Annotated in this window: 20 protein-coding genes; 8 read left to right on the top strand and 12 right to left on the bottom strand. The window is 63.0% G+C overall.

Annotated elements, in window-relative coordinates; genetic code table 11:
• The first annotated feature begins 118 nt into the window (after positions 1–118).
• Positions 119–1,618, top strand: coding sequence for an Asp-tRNA(Asn)/Glu-tRNA(Gln) amidotransferase subunit GatB (gene gatB, locus NKH89_RS15535; protein ID WP_352496721.1), 1,500 nt, complete (start codon positions 119–121; stop codon positions 1,616–1,618).
• A gap of 1 nt (position 1,619) precedes the next feature.
• On the top strand, positions 1,620–2,108 hold the full coding sequence (locus NKH89_RS15530) for a GNAT family N-acetyltransferase (RefSeq protein ID WP_352496720.1): 489 nt from the start codon (positions 1,620–1,622) through the stop codon (positions 2,106–2,108).
• 16 nt (positions 2,109–2,124) lie between these two features.
• Here NKH89_RS15530 and NKH89_RS15525 read toward each other — a convergent pair whose 3' ends face one another.
• The 5 genes from NKH89_RS15525 to NKH89_RS15505 all read right to left on the bottom strand — a co-directional run bounded on the left by NKH89_RS15525 (position 2,125) and on the right by NKH89_RS15505 (position 7,139).
• A complete protein-coding gene (locus tag NKH89_RS15525; RefSeq protein ID WP_352496719.1) occupies positions 2,125–2,466 on the bottom strand; it encodes a hypothetical protein in 342 nt (113 codons plus the stop codon).
• Between the two features lie 151 nt (positions 2,467–2,617).
• Positions 2,618–3,829 (bottom strand): hypothetical protein, encoded by a 1,212-nt coding sequence (locus tag NKH89_RS15520; protein WP_352515791.1) that lies wholly within the window; start codon positions 3,827–3,829, stop codon positions 2,618–2,620.
• Positions 3,830–3,976: 147 nt separating this feature from the next.
• Complete coding sequence (locus NKH89_RS15515) at positions 3,977–4,330, bottom strand: hypothetical protein (RefSeq protein WP_352515792.1); 354 nt, start codon at positions 4,328–4,330, stop codon at positions 3,977–3,979.
• Positions 4,331–4,370: 40 nt separating this feature from the next.
• On the bottom strand, positions 4,371–5,771 hold the full coding sequence (locus tag NKH89_RS15510; protein WP_352496716.1) for an ArnT family glycosyltransferase: 1,401 nt from the start codon (positions 5,769–5,771) through the stop codon (positions 4,371–4,373).
• A 207-nt stretch (positions 5,772–5,978) separates the two neighbouring features.
• Positions 5,979–7,139, bottom strand: a complete 1,161-nt coding sequence (locus NKH89_RS15505) for a helix-turn-helix transcriptional regulator (protein WP_352515793.1) — start codon at positions 7,137–7,139, stop codon at positions 5,979–5,981.
• A gap of 245 nt (positions 7,140–7,384) precedes the next feature.
• Here NKH89_RS15505 and NKH89_RS15500 point away from each other — a divergent pair, with 245 nt between their 5' ends.
• The 3 genes from NKH89_RS15500 to NKH89_RS15490 all read left to right on the top strand — a co-directional run bounded on the left by NKH89_RS15500 (position 7,385) and on the right by NKH89_RS15490 (position 8,885).
• Positions 7,385–7,783, top strand: coding sequence for an NADH:ubiquinone oxidoreductase subunit NDUFA12 (locus NKH89_RS15500; protein WP_352484551.1), 399 nt, complete (start codon positions 7,385–7,387; stop codon positions 7,781–7,783).
• 158 nt (positions 7,784–7,941) lie between these two features.
• Complete coding sequence (locus tag NKH89_RS15495; protein WP_352451095.1) at positions 7,942–8,424, top strand: DUF2155 domain-containing protein; 483 nt, start codon at positions 7,942–7,944, stop codon at positions 8,422–8,424.
• A 92-nt stretch (positions 8,425–8,516) separates the two neighbouring features.
• Positions 8,517–8,885: a hypothetical protein gene (locus tag NKH89_RS15490; protein ID WP_023717474.1), complete on the top strand. Its 369-nt coding sequence runs from the start codon at positions 8,517–8,519 to the stop codon at positions 8,883–8,885.
• A 112-nt stretch (positions 8,886–8,997) separates the two neighbouring features.
• On the opposite strand, the gene aat is transcribed toward NKH89_RS15490, so the two are convergent.
• From aat to NKH89_RS15460, 6 genes are all read right to left on the bottom strand, one after another.
• The gene (gene aat, locus NKH89_RS15485) at positions 8,998–9,615 is read right to left on the bottom strand and encodes a leucyl/phenylalanyl-tRNA--protein transferase (protein WP_023717475.1); all 618 of its coding nucleotides are present in this window, start codon (positions 9,613–9,615) and stop codon (positions 8,998–9,000) included.
• Between the two features lie 15 nt (positions 9,616–9,630).
• Entirely contained in the window at positions 9,631–10,974 is a 1,344-nt protein-coding gene (gene accC / locus NKH89_RS15480) for an acetyl-CoA carboxylase biotin carboxylase subunit (RefSeq protein WP_352484553.1), read from the bottom strand.
• A gap of 19 nt (positions 10,975–10,993) precedes the next feature.
• On the bottom strand, positions 10,994–11,452 hold the full coding sequence (gene accB / locus NKH89_RS15475; RefSeq protein WP_023717477.1) for an acetyl-CoA carboxylase biotin carboxyl carrier protein: 459 nt from the start codon (positions 11,450–11,452) through the stop codon (positions 10,994–10,996).
• A 26-nt stretch (positions 11,453–11,478) separates the two neighbouring features.
• A complete protein-coding gene (gene aroQ, locus NKH89_RS15470) occupies positions 11,479–11,913 on the bottom strand; it encodes a type II 3-dehydroquinate dehydratase (protein ID WP_352909267.1) in 435 nt (144 codons plus the stop codon).
• 163 nt (positions 11,914–12,076) lie between these two features.
• Entirely contained in the window at positions 12,077–12,880 is an 804-nt protein-coding gene (locus NKH89_RS15465) for a DsbA family protein (protein ID WP_352909265.1), read from the bottom strand.
• Between the two features lie 70 nt (positions 12,881–12,950).
• Positions 12,951–14,345 carry a M48 family metalloprotease gene (locus NKH89_RS15460; RefSeq protein ID WP_352484556.1) on the bottom strand — a complete coding sequence of 465 codons (1,395 nt, stop codon included), beginning with the start codon at positions 14,343–14,345 and terminating at the stop codon, positions 12,951–12,953.
• A gap of 146 nt (positions 14,346–14,491) precedes the next feature.
• On the opposite strand from NKH89_RS15460, the gene NKH89_RS15455 reads away from it, so the two are divergent.
• Both NKH89_RS15455 and NKH89_RS15450 read left to right on the top strand, forming a co-directional pair.
• A complete protein-coding gene (locus tag NKH89_RS15455) occupies positions 14,492–15,640 on the top strand; it encodes a pyridoxal phosphate-dependent aminotransferase (RefSeq protein WP_352909264.1) in 1,149 nt (382 codons plus the stop codon).
• A gap of 11 nt (positions 15,641–15,651) precedes the next feature.
• Positions 15,652–16,617 carry a glutaminase gene (locus NKH89_RS15450; protein WP_352909263.1) on the top strand — a complete coding sequence of 322 codons (966 nt, stop codon included), beginning with the start codon at positions 15,652–15,654 and terminating at the stop codon, positions 16,615–16,617.
• A 97-nt stretch (positions 16,618–16,714) separates the two neighbouring features.
• On the opposite strand, the gene NKH89_RS15445 is transcribed toward NKH89_RS15450, so the two are convergent.
• Positions 16,715–19,720: an Rne/Rng family ribonuclease gene (locus NKH89_RS15445; RefSeq protein ID WP_352909262.1), complete on the bottom strand. Its 3,006-nt coding sequence runs from the start codon at positions 19,718–19,720 to the stop codon at positions 16,715–16,717.
• A gap of 667 nt (positions 19,721–20,387) precedes the next feature.
• Here NKH89_RS15445 and NKH89_RS15440 point away from each other — a divergent pair.
• Positions 20,388–21,650, top strand: coding sequence for an N-acetylmuramoyl-L-alanine amidase (locus NKH89_RS15440; protein ID WP_352909261.1), 1,263 nt, complete (start codon positions 20,388–20,390; stop codon positions 21,648–21,650).
• Positions 21,651–21,804 lie beyond the last annotated feature (154 nt).

The raw sequence follows: 21,804 nt of genomic DNA, 5'->3' as shown, positions 1-21,804 counted from the left end.
CCTGTGCCGCGTCGGCGCCCGCGGCTTTGCGCTTGTCTCTCTTGGCGGTTTGCACTAGCGAAGTTGCACATCAAAATATGCGTTCTCGCATATCCGCAATTCCACTATGCAGGCCACTATGACCCTCATCGATACCCGCACGCCCGACGCCAAGCGCCTGGTTCCCGGCGCCACCGGCGACTGGGAGATCATCATCGGCCTCGAGGTCCATGCGCAGGTGACCTCGCAGGCAAAGCTGTTTTCCGGCGCCTCGACCATTTTCGGCGCCGCGCCCAATGCCAATGTCAGCCTGGTCGACGCGGCGATGCCCGGCATGCTGCCGGTCATCAACGAGGAATGCGTCAAGCAGGCGATCCGTACCGGGTTGGGCCTGAAGGCTGAGATCAACCACAAATCGGTCTTCGACAGGAAAAACTATTTCTATCCCGACCTGCCGCAGGGCTACCAGATCTCGCAGTTCAAGCAGCCGATCGTCGGCGAGGGCAAGGTGATCGTCTCGGTCGGCCCGGACCGGCAGGGCGAATTCGAGGACATCGAGATCGGCATCGAGCGCCTGCACCTGGAGCAGGATGCCGGCAAGTCGATGCACGACCAGCATGCGACAATGTCCTATGTCGATCTCAACCGCTCCGGCGTGGCGCTGATGGAGATCGTCTCCAAGCCGGATATGCGCTCCGCCGATGAAGCCAAGGCGTATGTCACCAAGCTGCGCACCATCGTGCGCTATCTCGGCACGTGCGACGGCAATATGGACGAAGGCTCGTTGCGGGCCGACGTCAACGTCTCGGTGCGCCGGCCCGGCGGCGAATTCGGCACGCGCTGCGAGATCAAGAACGTCAACTCGATCCGCTTCATCGGCCAGGCCATCGACTATGAGGCGCGCCGCCAGATTGCCATCCTCGAGGACGGCGGCAGGATCGAGCAGGAAACGCGGCTGTTCGACCCCAACAAGGGTGAGACGCGCTCGATGCGCTCCAAGGAAGAAGCGCATGACTACCGCTATTTCCCGGATCCCGATCTTCTGCCGCTGGAATTCGACCAGGCCTATGTCGACGAGTTGGCAAAGGACCTGCCGGAACTTCCCGACGCCAAGAAGGCTCGGCTGATCGCTTCGCTTGGCCTGTCGACCTACGATGCCTCGATCCTGGTATCGGAAAAGGCGGTCGCCGATTATTTCGAGAAGGTGGCGGCCGGGCGCGACGGCAAGCTCGCCGCCAACTGGGTCATCAACGACCTCCTGGGGGCCTTGAACAAGGCCGGCAAGGATATTGAAAACGCTCCTGTTTCGCCCGACCAGCTTGGTGCCGTCATCGACCTGATCAAGGAAGGCACCATCTCCGGCAAGATCGCCAAGGATCTGTTCGAAATCGTCTGGAACGAGGGCGGCGATCCGCGTCAGCTGGTCGAAAGCCGTGGCATGAAGCAGGTCACCGACACCGGCGCCATCGAAAGGGCGGTGGACGAGGTGATCGCGGCCAACCCGGACAAGGTCGAGCAGGCGCGTGCCAAGCCGACCATGGCCGGCTGGTTCGTCGGCCAGGTGATGAAGGCGACCGGCGGCAAGGCCAATCCGCAGGCGGTCAACGAGCTGGTCAAGGCCAAGCTCGGGATCGAGTAGGATGTTCGTCCGCACCGCCGGCGAGCGCGATCTGGCGGCGGTGCGCGCATTGCTGATCGAGACATGGCATGCCACCTATGACGCCATCTACGGCGCGGCGCGGGTTACCGAAATCACCGATGAATGGCATTCGATCGCCGCGCTCAAAGCACGGCTGACGCGGCCGAACTCGGAGTTCCTAGTCGCCGACGACGGCAAAAGCATCGGCGGCATGGCTTTCGCCGCCGCCACCACGGATGCCAGGATCGTCATGCTGAACCAGCTTTACGTGCATCCGGCCTGGCAGAGGCAAGGCATCGGCCAGGCGCTGCTGGACGAGATTGAGGCCAGCTTTCCGGAGGCCCGAACGCTACGCGTCGAGGTCGAGGAAGCAAATGCCCCGGCCATCGCCTTCTACCGCTCGAGAGGGTTCTTGCCCGCCGGCGACACGGCCGATTGCGGCGGCGCCACAGGGTTGCCGGCGCTGGTTTTGGAGAAGGCGATCGGCTAGCTCGTTCGCCTGACGCTCAGTTGCGTTTCACAGGCAGGTTGGAGCAGCCGGCGGCGAGAAACTCGCACGGCAGGCTGCCGCCGCCGCCCGACGTGTGCGGCGGCGTAGCGGCTTCGATTTTTTCGACCTCGTAATATTTCGAGGTGACGCCCCATTTTTTGACGCCCTGGCACGTCGAGCGCACGCCAACCTCCGTCGCCTTCGCCGCCGTCTTGTAGTAGGTGGTGATCCGGCAGGATTGGCTGACCGGCAGCGCGTTCGCCGGGCTCGTGACCGGCGGCAGGAAGTTCGGGAAAGCAAGCAGTGAGATTGCCGCAATGATCCGGGCGGCGGGCATGGTGTGGGGAAGGTGCAGCATCGTTTGTCTCCATCGATGGCGCCGCTCGCTCGTGGCGAAGCGGCGCGTTTGTTCCCGCAGGATCAGGCCATGAAGCCGGCGCTGCCGCATCTGCCGCGCGGGGGATGGGGGCAGCGGTCCGAACCGCAGCCGTCATCCGCGAGCGACCGCGTCAGGGCATTTTCGGCTTGATGAGCGTCTTTATCGGAACGGCGACTTTTGGTGGCCGGACCGCACTGGCTCCACCGTCGACGGCCAGCCCGCCGCTGTTGAGATAGCGCACCGTATAGTGCAGCTCGTAGCCCGGAACTCTGATCCATGTAGGCTTGTGATTGAACTGGTCCGGAGGCCTCGAATACCACTTCGGGATCTGCATGATCTTGGAACCGGCACCGAATCCCGCACTCTTGGCCGCTACCGCGAAGGCGCTGTCTCTGGGATCGTTCGGCGGCTGGTCGACATTGCCGATGACGACCAGCGAATCGTATTTTCGCGCGTCGAGCCTGAGTGCGGGAAGGTTCAGCGCAGCCACGTCGCCTTCGCGCATCGTCAGCGCCTTCTGAAGGCCGTCCTCATTGGCGTAGACATTGAGGTTAATGGCCTCGGATTCCGCATAGACCACATTGTTGTGGAAGTCGCGGGCCGCCAGACGCGTGAGGCTGTCGAAGGTCACTTCAACCGTCGGCTTGGCTATGGCGTCCGTCACAATCAGGTTGCGTCGCGGCACCGTCCAGAAGATGAGATCGTCGCCGGTGGCTTGCGTGCCGGCATCGGACCCGTCGATTGCCGAGCATTTCGAATTCGGAACCGGCGTCGTCACCGGCAGGGGTGCCGAAAACGAGCTGCGTACCTGGGCATCGATGTAGTTGCCGATGTTGAAAACATCTTCGAGGATGTTGCCGCCTTCGAAGCTCGCCGGGCCGGGTTGCGAGCGGATGATGACCTGGCTGGAATCGGTCTGCCAGCGGCTGCAGAAGACGTTGACGTCTATGGGAATGCCGATGTGACGGTCGGACGTCAGCGGGATCGAGACCTTGATGGTGAGGATATAGGGAACTTTGACAAACCAGCTGTTCGGCTGGTTCAGCATCTGCGTCGCAAAGCGCGACGGCCGCCATTGCTTCAGCGATTCGATCGATGCGCGCGATGATCGTCCCTGGGCGGCTAGCTGTGCGTTGGTGGCGTCGACCTTGGCCTGCGCCAGGTTGCGGACGGTGTTGGTGATCAGGAACACGCCGAGTTCGGCTTTGCAGGGCCTGTTCGATTGTGTGGGGTTGCATGGGGCAAGTGCCGCACTGGCAACCGGCGGCCCCGAAGGCGGCGGCTGGGCGGCCGCGGTGGCCGCCATCAGACCGAAGAACAGCATCGTGCAGGTTTTCAACATGGTATCCTCGCTCTGTCGTTGGAAACCACCCTCCGGCTAGACAGCAGCATTTGTCCGCTGGCGGTTCATCGCCCGCACGGGGGATGAACCGCGAAAACATCGGGCGGGCCTAGCGACGTCGGGCCGCCGTCCTTTCGGCTTGGATGGCTACTGCTTCACGACGCCTTTGGTCGTCGCCTTCGGCGCGACGACCTTGGGCTTGGGGGTTTTCGGACCTGGGTCGACTACCAACGCGGCCGTGCACGAGCATTTGCCCGAACCGCAATTCAGGTCGCCCTTGCACATTTTCGAATGCCGCATGTCGGTGCAGTCGGCGGTCCCGGAGCAGGAGCAACTGCCTTGCCCGATCGTACCGGACTGACATTTGAAGCTCCATGCCGGATCGGCAGCAACGCCGGCCACAGCGAGCGATAAGACAAAAAGCGTCGTCGAGATGAGCTTGCGCATGAATACCTCCCGGTTCAATCGAGCGATGGAACCACGGAGCAGCAACGCCTTCATCTCCCGTGCGGGAGATGAATTGGCAAACCGGTAACGATCGTCAATGCTGTCCCTTCAGCACGACGAGATAGCCGCGTTCGACGCGAAGCCGGAACGCGATTTGCCCTGCGGTGCCGGGATCCTTGGAAACCTTGTCGATGACATAGCCGCTGGGATGCGAGCCAAGCCATTCTTCCGGTTTGTCGGTGGTTTCGAATGGCTTTTGCAACCGGGCCAGGAAGCCGACTTCGCCTTGATAGTCGAAAGCCACGGCCCAGTCCGCATCCTTTCGCTCGTCGACGAAGTTGGCGAGCGGCGTCAGGTCATAGCGTTTGAACGCGGTTGCCGATGCCACCGCATGGCCGATGCCGAAAATGACAAGCATGACGACGGCCGAGCTTTTCAGCCTGGCGAGCGGGATCTCCGCCATGAAATACCCGAACAGGATGGTCACGAACGGCAACATCGGCACGACATAGTGGGGCTGCTTGCCGGATATCGCGCTGAACGCCAGCAACACGGCAACGAACGAGAACGACAGTAAGCGCAAGGCGCGCAGATCGGGCGACTTCGTCTCGATCAGGCTGCGTATCCGCGTGCGCAGCTTCAATCGCCATACCTCGGGTATAAAAATCCACGGCATGAACATGACCGGCAGCAGCAGCAGATAGAAGTAGAACGGCCGGCCGTGCGAATTGCGCAAATTGCCGGTGACGCGCCCCGCCGATTGGTTCCAGACCAGATCATAGACGAAACTGCCCTTTGTCAGGATGGTCGCCGGCACCAGCCAGATCGCCACCGGAATTAGCGCGGCGAGCACTGCCAGGCCCACTCCAACGAGGAAGTTCGGTGTCGCCAGTCCCGCCCGCCGGTCGCGCCAGAACGGGTAGAACAGGATGGGCGCGCCGATATGGATGAGCACCACCGGGCCTTTCGTCAGCACGCCCATGCCGATGAACAACCCGGCCAGAACGGCCTGCCAGCGGTCGCCGCTCCGGGCAAAGGCAATCAACGACAACAGCGCGGCGAGCACGAAGACCGTCAGCAACAGGTCGAACAGGATCAGCGTCGAATAGATGACGAACACGCTGCTTCCGACGACCAGCCAGGGGACGCGCCGTGCGATGTCGTCGCGGCCGGGAAACAGGGTCCTTGCCAAAGCCGTCGTCAGCCAGATGACGAGTGAGGAGGCGGCGAAGATGACCAGCATCGCCGCCGGCCGGCTGGCGCCGAAAACGGTCCAGACAAGGTCGATAAGCCAAAACAGCAGCGGCGGCTTCTGCAGATAGGGCGCGAAATTCATCGTCGGGACGAAGATCTGTCCGCTCAGATACATTTCCCAGGTGACGCTGAGATATCGCGTTTCGTCGACGGGCAGCAGTGGCCGGAAAGCGACCGCGATGACGATCAGCCCAAGCAGGAAAAGGTAGGGGAGCAGCCGCTCGGTAGATGTCGGTATCAAAGATCGAGATCCGCGCCAGAAACCATTTTCTTTCCAGCCGAGCATAGTGCCGCGTTTCTGGACCGCGAACGACCGCACCATGATTTTGGCCGAATTGCAACGATGCCGGTTTCGTTTTGCAGATTTTGCGGATGATGTTCTTAAAGGCTTGGAAAACTTACCGGCCGAGCCTTTTGGACCACGGCCGGTCCGGGGGATCTGCGCAAATCAACTGGAGCGCAACGGCGGCGACAATTCGCGCATCAAGAGTTCGAGCTCGCGCTGATCGCCGGTACCGGTCTTGTCGAAGATCGTCGCCAGCTGCGACTTGACGGTGCCGTCCGAGACGCCGCCGGCCGCGGCGATTTCCTTTCGCGTCAGGCCGGCGGCAACATGACCGGCGACGCGCCTTTCTGCCGCGGTCAGTCCGAACAGCGCCGCAATGGCGTCCAGCGCCGGGATTGGTGCCGAACCGGCCGCGGCGATGAAGATCGCCGCGGCGGCGCGCTGCGAGATACGCGCCGAGATTTCACGCCGCGCCAGCGGCATCACATGGGCCACCGCCGGAACGGCCGTCTTGGCCAGCGGAATGTTGATGCCGCAAGGTCCGAGCGCGAATTCGTCGCGCGTGCCGAGCTGGACGGCACGGCCGATCGCGGCATTGGCGTTGGCATAGGTGAAGGAAAGCTGTCCGCGCACGCAAGCGACCGAGATGTTTTCGGCGAGCAGCGCTTCGGCTGTCGGGTTGGCGAAGATGATGGTCATGTCTTCGGCGACGATCAGCACGGGATGGTCAAGGCTTTCGATGATGGAACGGAAGATTTCGGCCTTGCGCCGCTCCGCCTCGAACAGGTCGCCGATGGTCACCGCGCGCCGCACATGCGGCGCCAGCAGGCAGACAAGCTCGAGGTCCTCGCTGGAAATCTGGCGCCTGTCCTTGTCGGTAACCACCATCAGCGTGCCGATCCGGATCGGCCGCTTCATCAACGCCACCCAGAAGAAATCGTCCAGCCGGTTGGGTTGCACCCATTCGCGCACGATGCGGCTTTCGAGCCATCTCTGTCGCGTATCCGGACCTTGCAGGGCGTAGATCGAATCGACAGTGAACGGCACGTCGATCTCCATCTTGGGAACCGCCGCATAGAACGGCACTTGCGAGCCGTAGTCATGCTTCAACGGCTCAAGAACTGCGGGATCGCCGCAAGACACCGAAAACCGCGCGGAACTGCTGATCGTGTCGATGACGGCGAGCATGGCAAGCTGGCCTTCCGCCAGGCTGCAGATGGCCTCGAGTGTCGCTTGCCAGCGGCCGACGTCGGCAATCGAATCGTAGATCGCCTCAACGACCTGCGGCAATGCGCGACCGGCCGTGCCCGCCAGCGATGACATGAGCCCCTCTCATTTGCCGCCCTTGAGGCGACGAAGCATCATTCCTAGAATAACGCTGCGTAAGGTTGCCAACAACCCATTTCATCTGCTTCGCGCGGACGCGAGGATCGCATGAACGTATAGCTTGCCCGCCAGCCATTTGCTCGTCGGTTGCGGCAAGACCCTTGCCTTCGCAATGCCGTGACGCCATAAGCAGGAACAGGCGCCGCGAGGACTTGCTACAAGGACTTGCCACGAGGATTTGGATGAAAACTTTCCTTCTGCAGTTTTTCACCTGGTGGAACAGCCAGACGCTGGGAACGCGCTTCCACACCTGGCGGCACGGCAAGATGGTCGGGCAGGACGAGGTCGGCAACGTCTACTACGAGGGCGGCGTCGATTCGGAAGGCCGCACCCGCCGCTGGGTCATCTACCGCGACTATTCGGAAGCCTCGGCGATTCCGCCCGGCTGGCATGGCTGGATCCATCACCGTGTCGACGTTGCGCCGCCAACGGAAGACTACAAGCCCCGCGACTGGCAAAAGCCGCATGTGCCGAACCTCACCGGCAGCCCCGCAGCCTATCGCCCGAAGGGCTCGGTGCTGACCAACCAGCATCGTCCGCAGGTGACGGGCGACTACGACGCCTGGACGCCCGGTTCGTGATCGATCGCCGCGACACGCGCGCGGTTCCCACAGGCACCGTGTCCCCACGGGCGCGGTCCTTTGTCGCCACAATTGCTGTTTAGCTGTTTGCTGATCCGACAGCAGCAACTAGCCTTGGCGTTAAGAGAATCACCCGGGCGCAAACCACCGGACCTTGCATGAGCATGTTCAGCCGAATTTTGACGGGCGGATTAACCGCGGTCGTTCTCGCTTCTATGGTGGCGCTTGCTGCTGCGCAGGAGTTGGCGCCGCCTGCGCCGGACGCGTCGGTGGCGCCTGCAGCACCGGCAGTATCCGAGCGCATCACCAATCCCGTCGCTGAATTCGCCGGTATCGACAAGATCACCGGTCGCATCATCACTTTCGACGTCTATATCGACGAGACGGTGCAATTCGGCGCTTTGCAGGTGACGCCGCGCATCTGCTATTCGCGGCCCGAAAACGAAGAGCCGAAGACGGATTCGTTCGTCGAGGTCGACGAGATCACGCTCGACCGGAAAATCCGCCGTATCTTCACCGGCTGGATGTTTGCCGAAAGCCCCGGGATCAACGCCGTCGAGCACGCCGTCTATGATATCTGGCTGAAGGGCTGCAAGCAGAAGTCCGACGTGCCGGCGCCCGCTGCCCCCAAAACCAACTAGAACCTGTCAGCGCGGCGGATAGATACGCCGCGTCTTGCGGAACCGCCTTGTTGCCTGAGCGTTGGGGCCTCTCTAGGGAGGAGGTTGCCATGATGATGGCCAACAAAAGCGAGCTTCTCGACATCGAAAAGGGATTCTGGACCGGCGACGCCGACTATTTCAAGGCCAACGCCGACACCGAATGCCTGGTGGCCTTCCCGCAGATGGCGCGGGTGATGAGCAACGCCGATCTGGCCAAAACCGCGACGGAGCCGAAGCGCTGGCGCGAGCTCGACATCGACCTCAAGGGCATCATCGAGCCCGGCAGCGACATCGTCATGCTGACCTACGAGGCGCGTGCGACCCGGCAAAATGGCGAAGCCTATGCAGCACTGGTCAGTACCGGCTATGTCCACCGCGTCAATGGCTGGAAGATGATGTTCCATGCACAGACACCGCTGGTGACGGCGACCAAGGGCTGACCGGCCGGTAGAGCAATTCCAGGAAAAGTGTGAACGGTTTTCCGTGCGGAATTGCGTCAAAACACAAAATAGACCGGTTCGGCGTTTCCGTGAAACGATGAACCGTTCTAGATCACGGAAAAAACACAGCCTCGCCCTTTAGCGCCTCGGCCAGCATCTTCTCGTACTTGCCACGTGGCACGTCGATTGCGCCGAAACGTTTGAGATGCTCGGTCGTGAACTGCGTATCGAGCAGCGCAAAGCCGCGCGCCTTCAGGCGCTCGACCAGATGAACCAGACAGGCCTTCGAGGCGTCGGTCTCCCTGGCAAACATGCTCTCGCCGAAGAACACCCGGCCGAGCGACACCCCGTAGAGCCCGCCGACCAGCCGGTCGTCGTGCCAGGCCTCGACCGAATGGCAATGGCCCATCCGATGCAGCTCGACATAGGCTTCGCGGATTGGTGCGTTGATCCAGGTCGACCGCCGTTCCTCGCGTCTTTCGGCGCAGGCGTCGATCGTCGCCTCGAAATCGAAATCGATGCGGAATTCGAACAGATCCTTGCGGATCGTCTTCCTCAGGCTCTTCGGGATGTGGAAACCGTCGAGCGGAATGATGCCGCGCGTCTCCGGCCGCACCCAGAACACCTCGGGGTCATTGGCATTTTCGGCCATCGGGAAGACGCCGGAGGCATAGGCTTTGAGCAACAGGTCGGTCGGGATGCGATAGCCGGGTGCGTAGGGGCGGGTCATCGCGTCGCCCCTGTGTCACTCGCCTTTGGCCAGATATTTTTCCAGCCAGTGGATGTCGTAGTCGCCATTGGCGATGTCGGCGTTGCCGACGAGGTCGCGAAACAGCGGCAGCGTGGTCTTGATGCCGTCGACCACGAATTCATCGAGCGCGCGTCGCAGCCGCATCATGCACTCGACGCGGTTGCGGCCGTGCACGATCAGCTTGCCGATCAGGCTGTCGTAGTAGGGCGGGATCTTGTAGCCGGAATAGACGCCGGAATCGACGCGGATGCCGAGGCCGCCTGGCGTGTGGAAGTGGGTGATGGTGCCCGGCGAGGGGGTGAAGGTGCGCGGATCCTCGGCATTGATGCGGCATTCGATAGCATGGCCGTGGAAGCGGATATCTTCCTGGCGCACCGAAAGCCCGCCGCCCGAGGCGACGCGGATCTGCTCGTGCACGAGGTCGATGCCGGTAATCGCCTCGGTCACCGGATGTTCGACCTGCAGGCGCGTGTTCATCTCGATGAAATAGAACTCGCCGTTCTCATAAAGGAATTCGATGGTGCCGGCGCCGGAATAGCCGAGATCGGCGATCGCCTTGGCGCAGACGCCGCCAATATGTGCGCGCTCCTCGGCATTGAGCGCCGGCGAGGGCGCTTCTTCCCAGACCTTCTGGTGGCGGCGCTGCAGCGAGCAGTCGCGCTCGCCGAAATGCACGCCGCGCCCGGCGCCGTCGCCGAACACCTGCACTTCGATATGGCGCGGCTTCTGCAGATACTTCTCGATATAGACGGCGTCGTCGCCGAAGGCGGCGCCCGCCTCCGAGCGTGCCGTCTGCAGCGCCACCTCGAGGTCGGCCTCGCTATGCGCCACTTTCATGCCGCGCCCGCCGCCGCCGGCCGACGCCTTGATGATCACGGGGTAGCCGATCTCGGCGGCAATGCGCTTGGCCTCCTTTTCCTCGGTGACCGCGCCGTCGGAGCCGGGTACCACGGGAATGCCGAGGCGCTTTGCGGTGCGCTTGGCCTCGATCTTGTCGCCCATGATGCGGATATGGTCGCCGGTCGGGCCGATGAAGGTGATGTTGTGCGCGGCGAGGATGTCGGCGAACTTGGCATTCTCCGACAAAAAACCGTAGCCGGGATGCACCGCGTCGGCACCGGTGATCTCGCAGGCGGCGACGATCTGGTGGATGTTGAGATAGGAGTCGCGCGACGGCGGCGGGCCGATGCAGACGCTCTCGTCGGCGAGACGCACATGCATGGCGTCGGCGTCGGCGGTCGAATGCACCACCACCGTCTGGATGCCAAGCTCCTTGCAGGCGCGCAGCACCCTGAGGGCAATTTCGCCGCGATTGGCGATGAGGATTTTCTGGAACATCTTTCGCCTGTTCCCGGCTCTACTCGATCACGACGAGCGGCATGCCGTATTCGACCGGCTGCGCATCTTCGAAGAGGATCGCCGTCACCATGCCGGCGCGCGGCGAGGGGATCTGGTTCATCGTCTTCATCGCCTCGATGATCAGCAGCGTCTGGCCTTCCTTGACCTTCTGGCCGATTTCGATGAACGGCTTGGCGTCGGGCGACGGTGCCAGATAGGCGGTGCCGACCATTGGCGAGGCGACGGCGTTCTTCGACACGTCGGGCGTCGCCGGCGCGGCCGCTGCCGCAGGCTGCGCTGCTGCCGGGGCATAGGCTGGCGGCGCTGCGGCGATCGCATGGACGGCCGGCGCCTGCCGCGAGACGCGCACCTTCAGATCGCCCAGCTCGACCTCGATCTCGGTCAGGTTGGTGTCGTTCAGTATGCCCGCCAGATCGCGGATCAGCTGCTGGTCAACACCGTTCTTCTTTATCGACATTTTCGAGCCTTCTGTTTGTTGGCCGGTCATAGGCGTGCAGCCAGCGCCTGCAGCGCCAGCGTGTAGCCGAGCGGCCCGAACCCGCAGATCATGCCGACAGCGACCGGCGCGACCATGGAGACGTGGCGGAATGATTCCCGCGCGTGGATGTTGGAGAGATGCACCTCAGCGACCGGCAGCGGCGCGACGGCGCGGATGGCATCGTGAATGGCGATCGAGGTGTGGCCGTAGGCGCCCGGATTGATGACGATTGCGGCGGCCTTCTCGGCGGCCTCGTGGATCCAGTCGACGAGGTCGCCCTCATGGTTCGACTGGCGGAAATCGATCTCCAGCCCAAGTGCGGCACCCGCCTGCTTGCAGTCGTCGGCGATCGCCGCAAGCGTCTTGCCGCCATAGATGCCCGGCTCGCGCTTGCCGAGCGCGTTGAGATTGGGGCCGTTCAGGACGAAAACCGTTTTCAAAAAATGCCGACCTTTCCCGGCGCGGCTAAGCCGGCGCGCCGGACCCTCTATAATGGGCATAGACGCTGGCGAAAAGAGCGCAAGTGCGTTCTTTCGCCGTCCACAACAGCCGGAAAACGGCCCGCGCCGGAAACCCGCAGCCTGATCGAAACCCGAACGCTAATCAGAGTGCGGTCTTCGCCGCCTCGATCTTTTCGGCCAGCACTTCCTGGCCGAGCGCGCCGAACACAACCTCGTTGCCGACGACATAGGACGGCGTTCCGGTGATGGCGAGCTTGGTGGCAAGATCATAGGTCTTGGAGAAGGCCTCAGTGATGCTCGGGTCCTTCATCTTTTCGCGCAGCGCCGCCTCGTCGGCGCCGAGCGACAGCGCCACCTTGATTGCCGCCGCCTCGGTGGCGCGCCCCTGGCCGCCGAGCAGCGCGTTGTGGAATTCGCGGTATTTCTCCGGCTTCATCAAGTGGAAGGCCATCGAGACGACGCTCGCCTTCTGCGAATCAGGGCCGAGGATCGGGAATTCCTTGAGCACGAAACGCAGGTCCGGATCGGCCTTGGTCAGCGCGCGCATGTCATCGATGGCGCGTTTGCAGTAACCGCAATTGTAATCGTAGAACTCGACGATGGTGACCTTGCCGTTCGGATTGCCGACAACGCCGTCGAAGGCGGAGTTGAAAATCTGGTCCTTGGCGTCTTTGATGACGCCGAGACTGGCGACGCGCTGTTCTTCCTTCTGCTTGGCCTCGAGCGCCTGCTGGGCTTCCAGAAGCACTTCCGGGTTCTTCAGCAGATAGTCGCGGACGATGCCTTCGACTTCGGTGCGGTCGAGCTTGGTTTCCGAGGACGCCGTCTGGACAAGCTGCGCCGTGCCGGCCTTCGCCGTCTGCGGACTTCCGGCGACGAAGCCGAACGCCAGCATGGCGAGGGCGGCTGCCACTCCGGTAGTGCCCAGCAGAATTGCCTTGGTCATGATCCTCGATCCTCTAGCCTGTGTTCGGGTCCGCTCGGTTCGGCTGTGTCGCAGCGTGCGTCCGAAAGGTTCACTTCTTCTTACCTGATGGTGCGTAGTTTATAATGTCCTGCGCGCGAAGCCAGCCCGGCTCGCCCCGCTTCATGCTCTGCTGCGCCCGCATGGCGAAGATCTTCGCATTCTTGTAGTCGCCGGAATAGAAATGCCCTTCGGCGGTTGCAAGCTCGGCCGCCGGGATGTTGCCGAGTTCGCCATAGGCCTGTGCCAGATAGCGGTATCCGGCGGCGTTTTCGCGATCCCGCCCGAGGCCCGTGTTGATCTGCGCCACCGCCTTCTTCAGCGAATCCGGCGTGCCGATAGCCATCAGCGCCTGGCCGTACGAGACCGGCAGCAGCCCGGATCGCGCCGGATCGAGGCTGACCGACCTGGCATAGGCGTCCGCCGCATCCTTCGGCCTGTTCGCCTTCATCAGGATGTCGCCGCGCAATTCCTGGAAATAGGGATTTTTCGGCTGTTCCTTGATCAGTGCGCTGGTCTTGGTGAGCGCCGAGGCCAGATTGCCGAAGAGATAGGTCATCTGCGCGTCGCCATAGCGCGAGGCGAGGCTGCCGGGGTTCTTGCGCATCAATCGCGACGCGGCGGCCTGTCCTTGCATATAGGCGGCGATCTTGATGCGCATCATGTCGTGGCGCTGCTGCAGTGTCGGTGGGTCGACCTTGTCGAGGTAAGGGCTCTGCTTCACCAGCACTTCGAGATTGGCGATACGCTCCTGCGGCATCGGATGGCTGATCTTGTAGGGATCGACTTGGGCGCCCGAGAGCGACAATGCGTTCTGGAAACGGCTGAACGTCTTCAGCATGCCCATGCCGGACTGGCCGGTAGCATTGAGATAAGCGATTGCCGAGCGGTCGGCGGTCATCTCTTCGGTGCGCTGATAGGCGAGGATACTGCGTTGCGCCATCTCGCCGCCGCCGGCCATCACGCCCATGCCGGCCCCAGCGAGGCCGCGGCTATTGCTGGTGGCGCCGGCCACCATGGCGCCGGCGCCAAGCAGCGTCGCCAGGATTGCCATCGTCTTGGCGCGCTCGAGCTGTTCGCGCAACTTTTGCTGGTGTCCGCCGGCGATATGGCCGGCCTCGTGGGCGATGACCCCGATGATCTCGTTGGGCGTTTCGGCTGTCATCAGCGCGCCGGTGTTGATGAACATGCGGCGGCCAGCAACAAAGGCGTTGAAGCTCTGGTCGTTGACCAGCACGATGTTGATGGCGTCGCCCGATAAGCCGGCCGCTTTGAAGATCGGCCGTGCATAATCCCGCACCAGCGCCTCGATCTCGGCATCGCGCACCACCGGCACATTCTGCGCAAACGCGTTGACCGAGCCAGCCATGGCTAGCACCGCGGCAAGCGAAAGCGTCGCGAAGGCGCGCGCTGTCCTGGCGATCGTCGATCTGGGTCGGCTTAACATGGCAGGTCCACTGGTAGACGAGCGGGCGAAGGATGAAAAGTCGGCACCTTAAAACTTACCGAACTTGTGATCCCCACATCAATCGGGCATTTGTGCGGCGCGGCCTGCATGGCCGGCACGTGCGGACAAGTGTGGTGGATTGAAAAATGGTTGTTTCGCTTTCGCGCCGCGGCGCCGTCGAGCCGTTCCACGCCATGGACATCCTGGCCGAGGCGAATCGGCTGAAGGCCAAGGGCGTGCCGGTCGTTTCCATGGCAGTCGGCCAGCCGTCCGACCCGGCACCGGCCGGGGTTCGCGAAGCGGCGGCGAGCGCCTTGAAAGCAGGCCGCATCGGCTATACCGACGCGCTGGGCCTCGCCGGCCTGCGCAAGGCAATCGCGGCCCATTATGGCGAGCATTACGGGCTTGACGTGCCGCCCGAGCGGGTAGCCGTTACCACCGGATCGTCGGCTGCCTTCAACCTTGCCTTCCTGGCGATGTTCGATCCGGGCGACCGCGTCGCCATCGCCGCGCCGGGCTATCCGGCCTATCGCAACATCATGGCTGCGCTCGGCATCGACATCGCCGAGATCGAGCTCGACGGCGCCGCCTATCTTCATGCCGAGCACCTGAAAGCCGCGCACCGCGAAAAACCGCTGAAGGGCGTGCTGTTCGCCAGCCCGGCCAATCCGACCGGCGCGGTCATTCCCGCCGGCGATCTCGAGGCGCTGGTCGAGACGGCGCGCGAGCTTGGCATCGCCGTGATCTCAGACGAGATCTACCACCGGCTGGCCTATGCGGCGCCCGACACGACGGCGCTGTCTTTCGGCGCGGACGTGACGGTGATCAATTCCTTCTCGAAATATTATTGCATGACCGGCTGGCGCATTGGCTGGATGGTGCTGCCGCAGGATTTGGTGCGGCCGATCGAGCGCATCGCCCAGAGCCTCTACATCTCGCCGCCCGAACTGTCCCAGATTGCCGCGATCGAAGCGTTCAAGGCGACAGAAGAGCTGGAGGCGGTGAAGGCGCGTTACGCCTGGAACCGCGAGCTCTTGATGCAACGCCTGCCGGAACTCGGCTTTGCGCTTGCCGCGCCCATGGACGGCGCCTTCTACGCCTTCTGCGACGTCACCCGGCACACCAATGACAGCATGGCATTTGCGCGCCGGATGCTGGCCGATGCGCATGTGGCGGCGACGCCCGGCCGCGATTTCGATCCGCTGCAGGGCCATCGCACGATGCGCTTTTCCTACGCCGGCAGCCACGAGGATATGGTCGAGGCGATGGCGCGTATCGAACGCTGGCTGAAGTAGCGGGGACGACGATGCCGGAGCTTGAACAGGCGCCGCAACGCGGACAGGCGCCCCAACTTGGACAGGCGCTGCGCGAGGTCGCCGCCGAAATGGCGGAGCGTGCCGATCGCGGCGACGTTGCCAGCTATATTCCCCAGCTCGGCAAGATCGACCCGAAAAAATTCGGCATTGCCGCGGTGACCAATGACGGCCGCGTGCTGATCGCGGGCGACGCCGACGAGGCGTTTTCGATCCAGAGCATCTCAAAGGTGTTCACGCTGACGCTGGCGCTCGGCAATGTCGGCGATGCGCTATGGCAGCGGGTCGGACGCGAACCGTCGGGCAATCCGTTCAACTCGATCGTCCAGCTCGAGCACGAGAACGGCATTCCGCGCAATCCGTTCATCAATGCCGGCGCCATCGTCGTTTCAGACATCCTGCTTGCCGGCCATCAGCCGCGCGAGGCGATCGGCGAGATCCTGCGCTTCATCCAGTTCCTGGCCGATGACGACACGATCATCATCGATCGCGAGGTCGCGGCGTCCGAACGTGCCACCGGCTTTCGCAATTTTGCGCTTGCCAATTACATGAAATCGTTCGGTAATCTCAATCACGCGCCGGAACTGGCGCTGGGCGTCTATTTCCACCATTGCGCGATCGCCATGAGCTGCCGGCAACTCGCCCTGGCCGGGCGCTTTCTCGCCAATGGCGGCAACAATCCGGCGACCGGGCATTCCGTCGTCTCGGCCGAGCGCGCCCGCCGCATCGGCGCGATGATGCTGACCTGCGGCCATTATGACGGCTCCGGCGACTTCGCTTTCCGTGTCGGCATTCCCGGCAAGAGCGGCGTTGGCGGCGGCATATTGGGGATCGTGCCGGGCGTCGCCTCGCTTGCGGTGTGGTCGCCTGGCCTCAATGCCAATGGCAATTCCAGGCTGGGCTCGATCGCGCTGGAGAAACTGGCGAAGATGATGAACTGGTCGATCTTCGCGCCATAGTGCCTGTCGCCTGGAATTGGCACGAAGAAATCCCGCGCAGCCAGTCGGCAGCGCGGGATTCTTTTAATCAGAAAGTCTGGCTAATACACGGAAAAGCTTAGAAAAAGCCCTTCCGCTGCCACCAGCCGGCACGCTTCGGCTTGTACTCGGCCTTTGTTTCCTCGGTCTTTGCCTCGTCGGGGACGATCGAGGAGACGACCGGCACGACCGGAGCATCCACCGGTGCGGGTTTGCGCCGCGACGGCCGGGCTTTCGGCGTTTCCTTGCCAGCCGCCACTTCGGTCTCCTGCCGAACCGGCGCAGCGGTCTCGCCGGAAGCCACCGCCGCGGCTTCGGCGGCCGATGTCTCGGCGCCCGCAATCTCGGCAACTGCTTCCGCCGCGGCCTTCTTCGGCTTGGCGGCGCGGCGCGGCTTCTTCGGCTTTTCGGCGCTCGGCGTGTCGTCGTTCGCCGGAGCACGCACCGCAAGCTCTTCGGCCGGCGGCGCGCCTTCCGGCTCGGCGGTCACGGGCTCTGCTTCCAATACGGCACCTTCTGTCATGCCGGCCGGCTCGCCGGCGCTGGCTTCGACGCCGTCCTCACCGTCTTCACGGCGATTGCGCTTGCCGCCGCGCTTGCCGCGCCGGCGCTTCTTGCCGTGACCGTCGTCCGCCGCTTCCGCAGTTTCGGCAACACCGGCCGGCGCTTCACGTTCCGCTTCCGCGCCTTGCTCGGCGGCGGCTACGAGGGCATCGTCGGTCGGCGCCGAAGCGGAAGCACCTTCCCCGGCAGCGGCCTGTTCACGATCCCCGTGTTCACGATCCCCGTGTTCGCGATCCCCGTGTTCGCGATCCCCGTGTTCGCGATCCTTGCCGCCGCGCCGTCTGCGGCGCTTGCGGCGCTTGCGATCGCGGCCTTCGCCGTCCTCGCCGGACCTTGGCTGCTGCGGCTGCTGGGCAGGGCGTGGCTGCTCAGCCTGCACCGGTGCCTCCTCTTCCTCCTCGATGACGATCTCGTCCTCGGGTTCTTCCGGCTCGACATAGGCCGGGAACGTGCGGGCCTCGACAAAGCCTTCCGGCTTTTCGGCCAGCGCGCCGCGGAAGATGGCATAGTGTTGTGCACCGACCGTGTCATCGGCTTCGATGGTGATGGTCACGCCGAAGCGGTGCTCGAATTCCACCAGCGTGCCGCGCTTGTGATTGAGCACATAGAGCGCGGTCGCTGCCGGCGTCCGCACCGTGATGTGGCTGCGCGAATCCTTGAGCAGGAATTCCTCGATTGCCCGCACCACCATCAGCGCAACCGACGAATCGGAGCGCACATGGCCGGTGCCGCCGCAATGCGGGCAAGGCTTCATCGTCGATTCCAGCACGCTGGCACGGATGCGCTGACGCGACATTTCCATCAGCCCGAAATGCGAGATGCGGCCGACCTGGATGCGGGCGCGGTCGTTCTTGAGGTGATCCTTCAGCCGCTTCTCGACGGAGCGGTTGTTGCGGTTCTCCTCCATGTCGATGAAGTCGATGACGATCAGGCCGGCGAGATCGCGTAGCCTCAATTGCCGGGCGACTTCCTCGGCGGCTTCCAGATTGGTGTGAAGCGCGGTGTCCTCGATCGAGTGCTCCTTGGTGGAACGGCCCGAATTGACGTCGATGGCGACCAGCGCTTCCGTCTGGTTGATGATGATGTAGCCGCCGCTCTTCAGCGTCACCTGCGGCTGCAGCATGCGGTCGAGCTGTGCTTCGATGCCGTTGCGCACAAAGATCGGCGTCGTGTCGCGGAACGGCTGTACCACCTTGGCGTGGCTCGGCATCAGCATGCGCATGAAATCCTTGGCCTCGCGGTAGCCTTCTTCGCCGGAAACCAGGATCTCGTCGATATCCTTGTTGTAGAGGTCGCGCACCGACCGCTTGATCAGGCTGCCTTCCTCATAAACCAGGGCAGGGGCCGTGGATTGAAGCGTCAGATTGCGGACATTTTCCCAAAGCCGCATCAAATATTCGTAGTCGCGCTTGATCTCTGCCTTGGTGCGGCTTTCGCCGGCCGTACGCAGGATGACGCCCATGCCTTGCGGCACTTCGAGATCGGCGACCACTTCCTTCAGCCGCTTGCGGTCTTGCGCATTGGTGATCTTGCGCGAAATGCCGCCGCCGCGCGCCGTGTTCGGCATCAGCACCGAATAGCGGCCGGCCAGCGACAGGTAGGTGGTCAGCGCCGCACCCTTGTTGCCGCGCTCTTCCTTGACGACCTGCACCAGCAGGATCTGCCGACGCTTGATCACTTCCTGGATCTTGTACTGGCGGCGCACCGGCTTGCGGCGGTTGCGCACTTCTTCCAGCGCGTCTTCGGCGCCGACCGATTCGACCTCGTGATCGTCCGAATGCGAGGATTGCACCTCCTCCAGCATGCCGCGATCATTGTCTTCGGACGTCGCTTCGCCGCTCGTCTCGGCCCCGCCTGTCTCGACCTCCCTTGTCTCTACTTGCGGGACGGCTTCCGAGATTACGTCGGCGTCGACGCTGGCAGCGATGGAACTGGATCCGCCTTCGGACGGCTCGGTCTCGCCGCTATCGGCGACTTCATCACTCTGTCCGGCGGCATCATCGCTCTGTCCGACAGTATCGGACATGGTGTCGCCGCCGTCGGCAGCGGCATCCAGGTTCTCTGCGACGGCATCTTCGCCGCTCTCGCCATTCTCACCGTCGGACGCGCCTGCCTCGCGCCTGTGCTCGCCGCGGTCGCGGCTCTTGCCGCCACGCCGGCGTCCGCGCTTGCCGCGGTCGCGGCTCTGGCGGTCGTCGCCCTCGGCGGCTTCCTCGTCCTCTTCGTCCTGGGCTTCCTGTGCTTCCGCACGCAGCAGCGCCTGACGGTCGGCGACCGGAATCTGGTAATAGTCGGGGTGTATTTCACTGAAGGCGAGGAAACCGTGACGGTTGCCGCCATATTCGACGAAGGCTGCCTGGAGGGAAGGTTCGACGCGCGTTACGCGGGCGAGATAGATGTTTCCTTTGAGCTGCTTCTTGTCCTGGGATTCAAAGTCGAATTCTTCAATACGGTTACCGCGAACGACGACAACGCGTGTTTCCTCCGGGTGGGAGGCGTCTATCAGCATTTTGTTGGGCATTATTTCGTTTCCCCCCGGCAGCCGTCGGCCGCAGCTTGCGGGGCAATGCCCGCTGCCGTGGACCTGGAACATGGGTGCCGGACAATTGAACGTCCGCCGGCCGCTGCCTGAGCGCCATGGCGGTGCCGCCCGCAGCCGTAGTGGCGCGGTTTGTTGCGGACCTTTCCATGATTGCGCTTGAAGCCATCGTAACCAGCAGAACCTTTTGAACCAAAGCCCGGGAAAAACCGGACCAGCTTGTTTGCTCATACAGAGCCGGCACGGGACAATCCCGGCCGTTTTGCTCACGCAGGCGATTCCCCCGCCACGGGAGCACGCCTGCGAAAATCGTCGCGATCACCGATGCCTTCTTCGCCTGAAGCGAAAGGAGCCGTCTTGCGTCTGACCTGTAGCAGGAAGCTGCGGAGGAGGACGGTTCCAGGATTGCAGTGATCCACCATCGCTTTTATGATTTGGCGGGTTGGAAGGCAACCCCGATTCCCGACGCCGGCAAAAAGCCGTTCCGCAACGGAAGCCCAGCTTCCAAGCCTTCCATGAAAAGGCTTGGTTAACCTTCTCTGGATACCAATCGTTAATCGAGTTCGCGGCCTGCCGGCACTTTGACAAGCAATAGGGCACTTTGACGAACGATCGGGCATGACGCCAAACAGGAGCGACTGGTAGAAAGATGGGACTGGCAGGCTTCGCAGACAAGGGCCGTCATCATGGAGGCTGGTTGTTCCGCACCGCCTGCCGGCTGCCGCTGATCCTGGCTTGCCTAGTCTTTCCGCCACTTTCGCGTGCTGCCGACGTACCGATCGGCGCCACAAGCTACAAGATGGCCGGCGATGCCACCAAGATGCGCATCGTCATCAATTTCGACCGCGATCCCGACATCAAATGGTTCCTGCTGCGCGGCCCCAATCGTCTGGTCATCGATCTGCCGGCCACGAGATTCGCCCTAAATGCCAAGGATGTGAAGCCGCGCGGCCTTGTCCGCGCCGTGCGTTACGGCGGACTCGGCGAGGGAAAATCGCGGCTGATTCTCACCGGCAAGGGACCGTTCGCCGTCGACAATCTCGACGTGCTGAAGAACGATGACGGCAGTGGCTACCGCATCGCCATCGACATGTCGGCGGCGTCGCAGCGGGAATTCGATGCAGCGCTCGCCAATCAGGCGCTGACCACCGGCTCGACAGTCTCTGCCGACAAGGCCGGCAGGGTCGGTACCGGGCCGGTCTCCAATCCGGGCCATCGTTTCACCGTCGTCGTCGATCCCGGCCACGGCGGCATCGACGGTGGTGCCGAGGGCCTGAACGGCACTGTCGAGAAGAACGTGACGCTCGCCTTTGCCATGGAACTGCGCGACAAGCTCACCGCCAGCGGCAAATATGACGTGTTCCTGACGCGCGAAACGGACGAGTTCCTGCGGCTCGACGATCGCGTGCGCATTGCTCGCCAGCATGAGGCCGACCTGCTCATCTCGATCCATGCCGACACGATCAGCCTCAAGGGCATTCGCGGCGCAACCGTCTACACCGTGTCCGACAAGGCTTCCGATCCCGAGGCACAGGCGCTTGCCGACCGTGAAAATCTTTCCGACCAGTTCGCCGGCATGGAGATCAAGGACGACAGCAAGGAAGTGACCGATATCCTGATCGACCTGATCCGCCGCGAGACGCATAATTTTTCGATGAGCTTCGCGCACACTCTTGTCGGCCAGCTTTCCACCAGCGTCGGCCTGATCAACAACCCGCAGCGTTCTGCCGGCTTCAAGGTGCTGAAGGCGCCGGACGTTCCGTCCGTGCTGGTCGAACTCGGCTATCTGTCGAACGCCAAGGACGAAGCGCAGTTGCTCAGCGCCGATTGGCGCAACAAGGCGACCCAAAGCATAACCAACGCCGTTGCACTGTTTGCTTCGGCCAAGAGCGGAACGGGGGCCGGAGGCTGAAATGCCCGCCGGCGCCCACAACCTGAGGCAGCGTTGCACGGCGACAACACCCTGTGCTTTTATTTCCGGCATTCGAAACCGAAATTCCACGCTGCCGTATTTTGCCCACATGGTCGCGACATGGCTTTTGCGATTACGGGTTGGGATCGTCCCG

Origin of the sequence: Mesorhizobium sp. M0923 (assembly GCF_040319365.1) — a bacterium.
Taxonomy (GTDB): domain Bacteria; phylum Pseudomonadota; class Alphaproteobacteria; order Rhizobiales; family Rhizobiaceae; genus Mesorhizobium.
Note: the sequence above shows the minus strand (reverse complement) of the source record. Positions and strands in the feature narration are given on the sequence as shown.